Consider the following 12,585-nt stretch of genomic DNA (forward strand, 5'->3'; position numbering starts at 1 on the left):
CTTCCATATCGTCTTCTAGACCATTAATGCGGTTGTTGATGTTGGTCACAGCACCTTGAAGCTGATTCACATTCACTGCATCTGTGCCTTTGACACCTGGTGCGACATTGGTGATGCGGCTTGGTGCTGTCGGGCTACCGACGCTTAGCTCGCTCACGCCATCTTCGGCAGTGTTGCCAGTCATGGTTACAGGGCCGACATTCACGGTGTTGGCAGTGACAGAATCTACAGTGATGTCTTTGGCAAGATCAACGGTGAACTCTTTGCCACCTGTGGCATTGGTCTTGTCATCTTTGACGACGACATTGGTGCTGCCTGCGACAACAGTTTCACGAACCTTGTTCGCTTCACCTGCAACAGATACTAGCTTACCATCTTTGATAGTAATCGTATCACCATCAACAGCCACGCCGACTTTGTAGTCAGTCACGCCAGTTGTTGCATTAGTGGTTGATGCTACGGTGATTGGTGAGCCATCAGCAGCAGTCACTGTGCTCTTCTCAGCATTGACCGTGTAGATCGTCTGACCTGCTGAGCCTGTTGCTGAAGTGACATTGACATTATTACCAGCTTTGACTTCAGTCTTGGCGGCATTTAGCTGTTGTAGATTCACTGCGTCAGTTGGTTTGGTGCCATTGGCAACGCCAGTGATCTGAGCACCGCCCACATTGACCACATTATCACCCAGTGTGATCTTGGTGTCGCCATTAGCAATCGAAGTGATATTGGTCAGATCACCTTCCACATTCACCTTATATGGGTCTGCTGTAGTACCTGTGCCTGTCACAACGGTGTTATTACCATTCACCAACTTCGTCGTTGGCAAGCTGCTGACATTCACCGCTAGGTTTAGCGAGCCATCAGTATTGTTGGTAATCACCACACTGCCATCATCAGACTTCAGATTCACATCAAAGGTGATGTTCGTACCGTTTGCACGAGCCACTGTACCTGTGCCATTGACGAAGTTCACTGCGTCACCGAAGTTCACTTGATCGACATTCGTACCATTGACCTTGGTCGTCCAGAAGCCTTTGTTGATGGTGCTTGTGATGTCACCGATAGTCGCTACATCAGTCGTGTTTGCGCCACCTGCGATTGCCACTGTACCATTTGAGTTCACAGTCGTACCACCGGTTACCACATTCACTTTATATGGATCAGCGGTAGTACCTGCACCTGTCACGACAGTGGTAGTGCTGTTTGCAAGCTTGGTGCTTGGCAGTGAATTGACATCTACTGTCAAGTTACCATCTTGACCAACTTTGATGGTTGTGCCATCAACTTTGACATCATAAGCGACATTCACCACATCACCAACTTTGGTCACATTTGCTGCGGTGCCTGTGCCATTGACATAGTTTACTGTATCACCTGGATTGATGATTTCTGTATTGCCATTAGTCAGGACAGTTTTCCAACCAGAGTTGTTGATGGCATTGGTGATGTTTGTCGCATTGACAAACTTCGCACCTTCGACAGTATTTGGCAACTGTACCTTACCTGCATCTACGACCAGCTCAGTGGTTGGGATTTTTGAGAAATCAACATCATAGGTGATGTCGGTTGTTTTGCCATTTGAGCTGACATTCACAGTCGTGTTCGTGCCTGCTTTAAAGACAATATTATCCCCTGCAGTCACCGCATCACGCTTGGTCGGATCGGTCTGTGCAGTGCTATCTTGGAATACATTCCAAGAAACATTGTTGATCGTATTGACAATATCACCAATCGTCGCAACATCAGAGACTTTGCTGTCAGTCGCTACACCTGCTTTACCATCAGTGACGGTAGTATTGCCAGTGACTACAGTTAGATTGCCATTATCACCCACTTTAACCGTTGTGCCATCTGTGTTGATGTTGTAAGTGACATTGGTGCCATTAACCACTGCTGTGGTACCTGCACCATTGTTGAAGCTGACAGTTTGGTTGCCCACTGTGGTTGCAGTAGCTGCATTGTTGTTGCCAGTGATTTTCCAAGCATTGGCTGCTGTAGAAGCATTCAGCTGGCTTAGGTTCACTGCATCTGTACCATTGGTGCCTGGAGCAACATTGGTGATGGTGGTGTTACCTGCATCGATGCCATCGTTCGTGATGGTGACAGGACCTACAGTTAGGTTTGATGCAGTGATGTTGTTGAACGATACATTATCAGCGGTCTTATAGGTGATATTTGCACCGTCACGAGTCACTTCTAGGTTAGTACCTGCGATGAAAGTCACTGTTTCGCTTGGGTTGATTAGCTCAGTACCTGCTGTGCCATCTGCTGCTAATTTCCAACCTGATTGGTTGACAGCATTCATCACAGTGGTTTGGTTCACTAGGCTTGTACCTGCATCACCTGTTGGTAGTGAGACTGCACCGTCAGTGGTGGTTAAGCCACCAGTCACGACAGTCAAGTTACCATCAGTGCCGACTTTAACAGTTGTGCCGTCGGTGTTGATGTTGTAAGTCACATTAGTACCATCAACTACTGCAGTTGTACCTGTACCATTGTTGAAGCTGACCGTTTGGTTGCCCACTGTAGTTGCATTGGTATTGTCATTATTGCCAGTGATTTTCCAAGCATTGGCTGCTGTAGAAGCATTTAGCTGGCTTAGGTTAACAGCATCATTTGCGTTGGTGCCGTTAGCGACGTTGGTAATCTTCGTATTACCTGCATTGATGCCATCTTTGTTGATGGTGACAGGACCTACAGTTAGGTTGTTTGCAGTGATGTTGTTAAAGGTGACGTTTTCAGCCGTCGCGATATTTAGGGTATCGCCCTCACCACTGATTGCAATGTTTTTACCTGCGTTGATGTTTAACTTATCACCAGCACTGATCTTAGAAGCATCAGTTGCTTTGTAAGTATTTTCACCACCTGCAGCCACTGAGTTTACAGACCAAGACACATTGTTAATAGTATTAACCACATCGCCTAGGTTTGCTACCTCATCCGTATCAGTTGTGATTGCTTTGCCATCACCACCCACTGTTGATGTGCCTGTGTTGACTGTTAAGTCTTTTGCACCTTTTGCACCATCTGTGATACTGATAGAGTTATCGCTTGAGATCAGGTTTACATCATAAGTAATGTCTTGACCTGAAATTCGTGCCGTTGTGCCTTTGCCATCAACAAAGTTGATGTCGTCACCAAAGCCGACTTGCTCAACTTGAGTACCATTAACTTTTGTGGTTAAGAAGCCTTTATTCACTGCTTCAACGACATCAGCGACAGTTGCAACACCAGTGTTACCTGCTGCCAATTCACCTGTTGCGCTTGGGTTGTTGAATGTGCCTTTAGCAATATCAACCTTAAACTCTGTACCACCTGATTTGTTTTGTGCGGTGTTGTCAACAGTCACTAGTCCTGAGTCACCTGCAACAACAGTTTCCACTTTAGCGATTTGTGCTTTGGTTTCTGCACTTAAATCAACGTTATAAGTTGTTGTCTTAGAGCCTGTTGTTTGATCTACCTGTTCTGATGGCGTCACAGTCACACTTGTTGTACCTGTTGCTGGAGCAACGACTGATTTATCCGCGTGTACGGTATACGTTGTGGTTGTGCCTTGTGTATCAGCTTTGACTTTAACATTGCTACCTTCAGCCACAACAGTCTTCGGTAAGCCATCAGTATTCACTGTCAAGTTGCCATCTACAACTTTAATGGTTGTGCCGTCAGTTTTGACGTTGAAGCTTACACCACCGTCTTTAAGTACCGCGTCTGTCGCTGTACCGTCTACGAAGTTGAGACTATCCCCAAAGTTCACATCAGCAACTTTGGTTGAACCATCTACGTTCGCTGTCCAGTAGCCTGTATTGACCGCAGAGACGACATCAGCAACGGTTGCTACACCATTGGTATTTGTAACATCGCCCAATGCACCGTTATTGGTTTGTGCATTGAATGTGCCTTTTTTCACATCAACATTGTAGTTTTGACCTTTGGTGTCATTCAACTTATCTTTAGTGACCGTTAGCAAGTCTGGGGTACCAGTAGATACAGACTCTTCTTTAGCAAGCTGTTCTTTGGCTGCATCGCTTAGATCAAAGACGACTTTGCCATCAGCACCAACGGTTGCGACAGTTTTGTCACCATTAGTGAAGTCTAGACCTTTGTTTAGGTTAACGGTTTGTGCATTTCCACCATTAGCTTTGTAAGTTAATGGAATAGATTCTGCAGCCTTAGTGCCATCAAAGGTGACGTTATAGGTATCTACACCATTCTCATCTGTCTTAGTTACAGCAATTGGAGCTGTACCTGTGACATTGATTGCTTCTTTGGCAGCTGTTTTGACTGCTGCTTTAGATACACCAACTTTATAAGTTTCACCTGCATTGCCTGCAGCAGCACCCGACTCAGTGCTAACGGTTGCAATGTTGTCAGCCACTGCGTCATCTAGGACGACTTTTTCGACTGATTTGGCTGCGATACGCTTGATGTCACCGATGTTTGCACCGTTGCTATCTGTATCACCGCCTGAGCCTACATTTGTCAGGGTATTGCCACCCATATCCACTGCTGAATTTGGCTTGATAGTGAAGTTCTTCACAACTGTATCACCTGTAGCTGTTAGGTTGCTTGTGGTGATGTTGTTAAAGGTCACATCGTCTTTTGTGGCGATATTTAGCTTATTGCCACTACCAGAGATCTTGATGTTTTTACCTGCATCGATGTTTAGCGTATCGCCAGCAGTGATGTTCGATGAATCCGCTGTTGTATAGCTATTCTCACCACCATCAGCGATAGAAGCAACTTTCCATGAGACATTATTAATTGTCTTAACAATGTCACCAACAGTGGCGACTTTATTGCCTTCAGTAGTAACTGCTTGACCTGCAACCACGGTTGAAGTACCCGTATTTACTGTTGCGGTGATGGTATTGCCTGTTTTGGTGAAGTCAATGCTATCACTATCTTGAACTTCAGTCACAGCATTATTAATTACTGTCTTGGTTGCATCATCCAAACCAACGGTATAGTTAATCACACCATTAGCATCTTCTGTACCACCAGTGATTTCCACTTTACCATCAGTAGCTGCGGTCACTGTTGTTTTGGTTGCATCAACCTTATAAGTGGTTTTGTTACCATCTTTAGTTGGGGTCACTGTGGTGTTTTTACCTGATACCACTTCTGTGCTAGCAAGACCATCAGTATTCACTGTCAAGTTGCCATCTACAACTTTAATGGTTGTGCCGTCAGTTTTGACGTTGAAGCTTACACCACCGTCTTTAAGTACCGCGTCTGTCGCTGTACCGTCTACGAAGTTGAGACTATCCCCAAAGTTCACATCAGCAACTTTGGTTGAACCATCTACGTTCGCTGTCCAGTAGCCTGTATTGACCGCAGAGACGACATCAGCAACGGTTGCTACACCATTGGTATTTGTAACATCGCCCAATGCACCGTTATTGGTTTGTGCATTGAATGTGCCTTTGGTAATATCAACCTTAAACTCTTTACCGCCTGAGGTGTTTTGTGCGGTGTTGTCAACAGTCACAAGACCTGAGTCACCAGCAACAACGGTTTCAACTTTGGCAAGCTCTGCTTTAGCATCATCGCTTAGATCAAAGACAACTTTGCCATCTGCACCAACGGTTGCGACAGTTTTGTCACCATTGGTGAAGTTTAAGCCTTCGCTTAGGTTAACGGTTTGTGCATTTGCACCATTGGCTTTGTAAGTTAATGGTGTAGTTTTTGCTGCTTCTGCACCATTGTAGTTTACTGTGAAGGTTTCTACACCGTTCGCAGTTGCATTGGTTACGGTAATTGCTTTGCCATCACCAACAACATCAATTGCTTCTTGAGCAGCTGTTTTGACTGCTGCTTTAGATACACCGACTTTATAGGTTTCGCCTGCTTCACCAGCAACTTTACCTGACTGGGTGTTCACGGTTGCAATGTTGTCAGCAACTGTGTCATCTAGGACGACTTTTTCGACTGATTGAGCTGCGATACGCTTGATGTCACCAATGTTTGCACCGTTGCTATCTGTATCACCGCCTGAGCCTACATTTGTCAGGGTATTGTTACCCATATCCACTGCTGAATTTGGAGCAACAGTAAAGTCATTGACTGTGGTTGCGCCAGTTGCGGTCAGATCAACGGTAGTGACACTGTTGAGTGAAATATCATCTTGCAATGAATAGGTGAATACATCGGTTGCTTGATCTAGTGCCAAGTTCTTACCTGCACGCAAGGTGACAGTTTCACCTGGGTTGATCAAGGTAGTTGCGTGTGTACCTTTGGCTACACCACCATCAACCACATCACCTTTGACATTCCAGCCTGAGTTATTGATCACTGTTGCCAAGTCTTGTGCATTCACCAGTTTTTTCGCATCATCTGCTGATGGTGCATTCACTTGACCTGCTTTGTCTAGACCTGCTGCTACAGCTGTCAACGTCGTTGTTTTCACATCTGCTTGGATTTTGTTATCCGCTGTTTTGGTCAAATCAACGGTATCGGTATCAACAACATCTACTACAGCATTGTCGATGATATTCTTCGTTGCTGCATCCAAGCCAACTGTGTAGTTAATCACACCGTTTTGGTCTTCAGTACCACCAGTGATTTCCACTTTACCACCAGTAGCTGCGGTCACTGTGGTTTTGGTTGCATCCACTTTGTATGGATTTGCTTCCGTACCATCGCCTTGTACTGTAGTGTTTTTACCATCAACCAGTTTGGTTTTTGGTAGGTTATCAGTGTTTACAGTTAGGTTACCGTTGTCATCAATCTTGATGGTTGTGCCATCAGTTTTGACATCAAAGGTGATGCCTTTGTCACCATTTGCTCCGTCAACGATTCTTGCTGTTGTGCCTGTACCGTTAACGAAGTTGATGTCGTCACCAAAGCCGACTTGTTCAACTTGGTTGCCACCAACTTTTGTGGTCAAGAAGCCTTTATTCACTGCTTCAACAACATCAGCGACAGTTGCAACACCAGTGTTACCTGCTGCTAATTCACCTGTTGTGCTTGGGTTGTTGAATGTGCCTTTGGCAATATCAACCTTAAACTCTTTACCGCCCGAGGTGTTTTGTGCGGTGTTGTCAACAGTCACAAGACCTGAGTCACCAGCAACAACGGTTTCGACTTTGGCAAGTTCTGCTTTTGCATCATCGCTTAGATCAAAGACAACTTTACCATCTGTACCAACGGTTGCGACAGTTTTGTCACCATTGGTGAAGTTTAGGCCTTTGTTTAGGTTAACGGTTTGTGCATTTCCACCATTAGCTTTATAAGTTAATGGAATAGATTCTGCTGCTTTTGTGCCATCAAAGGTGACATTATAGGTATCTACACCATTCTCATCTGTCTTAGTTACAGCAATTGGAGCTGTACCTGTGACATTGATTGCTTCTTTGGCAGCTGTCTTGACTGCTGCTTTAGATACACCGACTTTATAGGTTTCGCCTGCTTCACCAGCAACTTTACCTGACTGGGTGTTCACGGTTGCAATGTTGTCAGCAACTGTGTCATCTAGGACGACTTTTTCGACTGCTTTAGCTTTTAGCTTGCCATCAACCACTTCAAGTGTTGTGTCATCAATGCTTAGACCGACTTCATAATTCGTCACGCCTGTTGCTGATTTAGCACCTTCGGTGACTGTGATTGGTGAAGTCGCTGCTTTTGATACAGTGGTTTTTTCTGCATCTACTGTATAAGTGGTGGTTGTGCCAATAGTATTACTTGAAACAACTGTGTTGTTGCCTTGAGCGACCACAGTTTTTGGCAAAGCATCAGTATTAACTTTTAGGCTGTTGGTTGCACCATCAACAACAATGGTTGTGCCATCAACATTGGTGTTATAAGCCACACCACCGTCTTTAACTACAGCGGTTGTGCCTGTGCCGTTGGCAAAGTTAAGCGTATCACCAAACTTAATGTCAGCTGCTTTTGAGCCATTAGCATTGACAGTGAAGAAGCCTGAATTAACTGCTGTGATTACATCACCAACAGTTGCCACACCTGCTGTGGTACCGTCTGCGTTTAGTTTACCTGCTGTTGTTACACCATTGAATGTGCCTTTGGCAATATCAACCTTAAACTCTTTACCGCCCGAGGTGTTTTGTGCGGTGTTGTCAACAGTCACAAGACCTGAGTCACCTGCGATAACCGTCTCTTCTTTAGCAAGTTGATCTTTGGTTGCTTGATCTAGCTCAACATTGTAAGTGGTGACGTTGTTTGCACTATCTCCCCCTGATGTACTAACAGTTAGACCTGTACCAGTGGTGACGACAGTTTTTTCTGCGTCAATCTTATAGGTCTTGCCATCAGCCGATGGTTTTTCAGTGACATAGGTGTTATTACCAGCCACGACAGATACACGCGTTGCATTCAGCTGTGATAGATTCACTGCATCATTTGGTTCGGTGCCGTTAGCAACATTGGTAATTCTTGTCGCTGATCCATCCGCTTTTGCGACTTTGATGTTAGTACCTCCATCATTAGTGATTTTCGGTCCGCTACTGCTAACAAACTGTACGCTATCAAAGATTGGGTTAGTGGCGATTTGGATTTGTACGCCTTGATTATCGACTACCGTTTGGACGTTACGCGCACTGTAGGCACCAGCGGTTGCTGCATCAGAGTTACGAGACAAGTTTTGTATGTTTCCATTCGCACCCTTGATAACAATCTCATCGCCCAAGATACGCTCTAAGCCATTATCACTAGGGAAGTTCATAGTGGTATTTAGGGTATCTCTGTTGCTATTGGCCTTAAAGGTGATCGGCTTAGATGCTTGGTGTGCGACAGCATACAGCTGTGAGCCGTTGATAGCATCTGTTGATGTTTTTGAGATTTCACCAGCGGCGACGTTTTGGATACGACGTTCTTCACCTGATGAGCCGACAGAGACTGCACCAGTAGATGTCGCACCTGCAAAGGCTTGACCGCCCACTTCAGTAGAGCCATAGGTTATACCGCCAACTTTTGCTGTCGAGACAGTGCCACTAGCACCTGCGGTTGTCGCGGTGGTGCCACTTCGCTGGTCTTTATTCCATGTCTTAAGCGAACCAACGCCGTTGCCATCGACAAGACCTACACCACGAGTAACTTCTGATTCATTACCCAGATAGACAGAGTTGGCTACCGTGCCTTCGCCAGACTCAGCCGCCAAATCGGTCGAGCTACGTCCGATACCGCTACCTAGTACAAAGGTATTAGCCGATGTAATGGTATTGTTATTACCGACAGCATAAGAGCCAATCGCTTCTGCGGTTAGATGTGATGGGTCACCGAACGCACCAGCGTTATCGGCTTCGACGGTGTGGCCAACACCGACTGCGATAGACTGATTACCTGTGACATTTGAGCTTTTACCGATGGCGATAGATTCAGTGCCAGACACTTTGGCAGTATAGCCCACAGCAATACCATCCTCTGCCGTAACGCTCGATTGACGTGCAATCGCAACACCTCGAAGTGCATCTGCTGACGTGGTTGCACTCACGCCTGCAGCGATAGAATCCTTACCATGTGCTTTGGCAAAAGTTGTTAATGCCGCCGCTTGAATACCCGTTGCTCCCGATTCACGACCAAGAGCTACAGCATTTTTGCCCGTTGCATTGGCAGTATAGCCAACCGCAAGCGATGTATCTCCACTCGCGCTCGCATTTGGGCCGATGGCCGCTGAATTACCGCCTGATGCTTTAGCATCACCACCAACGGCAAGGTCATTATCCTTACTAGCCTTGGCTTCAAAACCTAAAGCAACACTCTTTTGTCCATTAGCAATTGAACTCACACCATAGGCGCTAGAACGATCGCCTAATGCACGGCTATTCACACCCACTGCCGTAGCAAATTGCGACAGACCTGCATCTGCTGCTTGACCGATTGCCACACTCGCATCTTTGGCTGTTGCCTTCGCACCGATTGCAATCGCTGTACCAAGATCAACTTCTTCGCCATTACGCATGGTAGTGTTAGAAACTCTCACACCTGCCGCTGTTGCGTTTTGACCAATAGCGATAGAGGCTGGTTGAGATCCACTAGCTGCACTTGCGCGAGCATTCTCACCAATTGCCACTGCACCATTTGCACCTTGCTGAGCATCTTCTCTATTTGGTGTATTGGCATCATCTGCCAAACCTGTTGCAGCGGCATTTGCACCAATCACAACGGCAGAACCCGTTGAGTTTGAGTTTTTACCAATTGCAATACCGTATTGAGAAATGGCTTTGGCTTCTACACCCGCAGTGATAGAAAACGCACCCGTCGCACCTGCTTTGTCCATGATACGACCTTTGTTGGTCGCAGGGTCGCCAGCGCCTTGGTTGGTTTCATTGATATTGGTATGGAAATAGATATTTTGTACTTGCTCACCAAGCTTATACGCCACTGCATATAGCTGTGAACCGTTGATAGTATCGGTCGATGTCGCAGAGATCTCACCAGGGGCGACATTGGTCAGCTGACGCTCTTTGCCCTTGCTACCGATACTCACAATACCTGTCGCTGTACCATTGAATCCATCATAAACGATAGACGTGCCATCAGCGATATTTGGAATGGTAACACATGTGACTTGCGTATAATCTCGGTCAGTACTGCCTTCGCCCAAGATGACGCTATTTGGCTTGGTTGCGGTAACGTTGTTACCTAGCACCATTGTGTTGCTTGCACTTGGAGTGATGGTGTTGTTGTTACCCACGACCGCAACATTAGACGCACCGATAGAGTTTTTCGTACCGAGTGAATACGCATTGGTTGATGTGCCTTGGATGCTAGATGCTGTACCGATAGCGGTAGAATTGACCGCACCTGGTAGAATCTGAGTGCCATCACCGATAGCCGTTGAGCTTACGCCACCTGATGCTGCACCGTGACCGATAGCAATCGCATCTTCTGCGACAGCACCTGAGCTATCACCGATAGCGATAGCACCTGATGCATTAGCTGTTGAGTTGACACCAGATGCGACTGAGTTGGCACCTGATGCATTTGATTTAAAACCTGATGCGGTCGCACGATTACCTTCTGCTTTGGCTTGTGCACCTGTTGCTGTGGCTTTTTCACCTGCCAAAGATTGAGCACCCGAAGCCGTACCGTCACGACCTGTGACATCGGCATGATAACCAACTGCCGTACCTTCATCGCCTGTAACGATGGTTTCTTTACCAACCGCTGTTGAACCCCAACTTCTCGCCTCAGCCTTACCACCGATAGCATTTGAGTATTCGGCTAAGGCTTTAGCTTGCACACCAGTAGCGGTTGACCATTTTCCCGTTGCTTTAGCGTCCTGACCTGTCGCAACCGAAGCATGCTGCATTGCTTTAGCATTTTGACCTACAGCAGTTGAGAAAATCACCGCCTCAGCTGAATTACCTACTGCTGTTGCTTGCTGTCCATATGTTCTAGCTTCTGCACCTAAGACAGAAGAGCTTTTTTCAATACTGTCTTCACTTTGAATACTTGTTGCACCACCCGGTACCAACTCTGCCGCAACTGGACTAGTACCAACAGCTGACAATTTTAGCGTCTGTGCGTTCGTACCATAAGCAACCGTACTTTCACCTATAGATTTAGAGCCTGAACCAATAGCAGTTCCTTTAATAGACCACTTATTATCAATTGTGCCGTATACTGGCGTATATGCAACTTCCGCAGCTAATGCCTGCCCACCAATCACTGCACTCCCTGCGACTGCCAATGATACTACGGCAGCGGCCTTTGATAATTTTGCACGCTTGTCTGTTTTAGACGACGTTTTGCCCCTAGCTTGAGCAATTTCAGACACAGCCACCCATGTTTGGGTTGCATGGTTCCAAATAACCTTATAAACCTTATTCATATCTTACCTTTTAATGATAAATGAACAATACAACAAAATAGTTAAGTTTTAGCCACTACAATCAGCTGGCAGTTTATCAATTTTATACACCAACCACAGCAACTTTTGTTACAAATAGTTTGTGCATAAATACCATAAACTTTGACATTGTAGCAATAAAAGCCTCATAAATCCATACCCCCCCCCTGCCAAAATCCAAAAATCACTCCATCATACCAGTTTTTCCAATTTTATAATAATCATATATATCAATGAGTTACAAATATAGTTCACAGAAATTATATTTCATTATTAGTTAACTTTACTAAATTATATAAAATATAAAATATTATTATCCTTATAAACAATATGTAATTTATTGTAATTTAATGTAGTAGATTATTTAATAATTGGAAATATTGATTAAAATATGTGTAAATTAGCAAGATATTGTTTTATAAGTAATTTTTTATTGTTATAGGTTATCTATTATAAATACATTACTTAATAACTTTAAATATTTTTAATAATGATGAATTTTTTTTATATTTTAGCATGTAAATAATTCATTAAGCACATACTTTTAAACGATATATTATTAAGCTGTGTTGCAAGTTGGTACATAGAAACAATAGCTAAATATGAGTATTTAAAAAAAATTTGGCTATAACGGATTGTTTGTACAAATATTAACCAATTGCTTGTTTTTTATCCATTTTGATAATTTAATTGGCAAAAATATCGTCTGAAGCCTGCTGATGGACACTCGCTAGACACAAAAAAATCCCCACCGAATTATTCAGTAGGGATAAAGAGTC

General features: G+C 44.8%; 1 protein-coding gene. It reads right to left on the minus strand.

The annotated features are described in order from the left end of the window. On the minus strand, positions 1-11,788 hold an 11,788-nt coding region (locus tag Q0N89_RS04845), incomplete at its 3' end, for an ESPR-type extended signal peptide-containing protein (protein WP_294033997.1). Positions 11,789-12,585: the final 797 nt, after the last annotated feature.

This window comes from uncultured Moraxella sp., assembly GCF_945873075.1.
In the GTDB taxonomy this organism is placed as follows: domain Bacteria; phylum Pseudomonadota; class Gammaproteobacteria; order Pseudomonadales; family Moraxellaceae; genus Moraxella.